Origin of the sequence: Pseudomonas sp. JV245A, assembly GCF_032424515.1 — a bacterium.
Taxonomy (GTDB): Bacteria; Pseudomonadota; Gammaproteobacteria; order Pseudomonadales; family Pseudomonadaceae; genus Aquipseudomonas; species Aquipseudomonas protegens.
Genome location: NZ_VYKE01000560.1, coordinates 1 through 415, shown reverse-complemented (window position 1 = coordinate 415; position 415 = coordinate 1). Strand labels below are relative to the sequence as shown.

Sequence of the window (415 nt, the reverse complement as noted above, 5' to 3'; positions counted from 1 at the left end):
TTCTTCAACGGGCCGCTCTGCAGCACGTACCCCAACTCCATTTGAAACTCGCGCTCCTTGCGCTCACTGGCATTGAACGCCGACAGCTCGATATTGCCGCCACGCACGTAACGCAGCCGACTCTTGAGCCCGGGCACACCGGCGGCGGCAAAGTCATAGTCGTAGATGGCTTGCCAGGTGCGCTCCTTGGCATTGAGAAAGTCCGAACTCATGGTCAGCTCGCTCATGCCCATCAACTCGGTGCCGGAGATGTAGGGCGTGGCCGTGTCGCCGCTGGAATGCATGTAGCCCAGGCTCACCCGGTGCCCGCCGAACTTGTAGCCAAACAGCGCCGAGAGGTTGCGGTTGTCGACCCGGCCGGCCTTGGCACTGCCGTCTTCCCGGCTGAAAAAACTGCGCAGGTCGCTGCTCAGCA

At 61.9% G+C, this 415-nt stretch carries 1 protein-coding gene; it reads right to left on the bottom strand.

Annotated features, from left to right (window positions below; all coding sequences use genetic code 11):
- Positions 1-415, bottom strand: a 415-nt coding sequence (locus F6S12_RS33020) for an OprD family outer membrane porin (RefSeq protein ID WP_315870023.1), incomplete at both ends; no start/stop codon positions are given.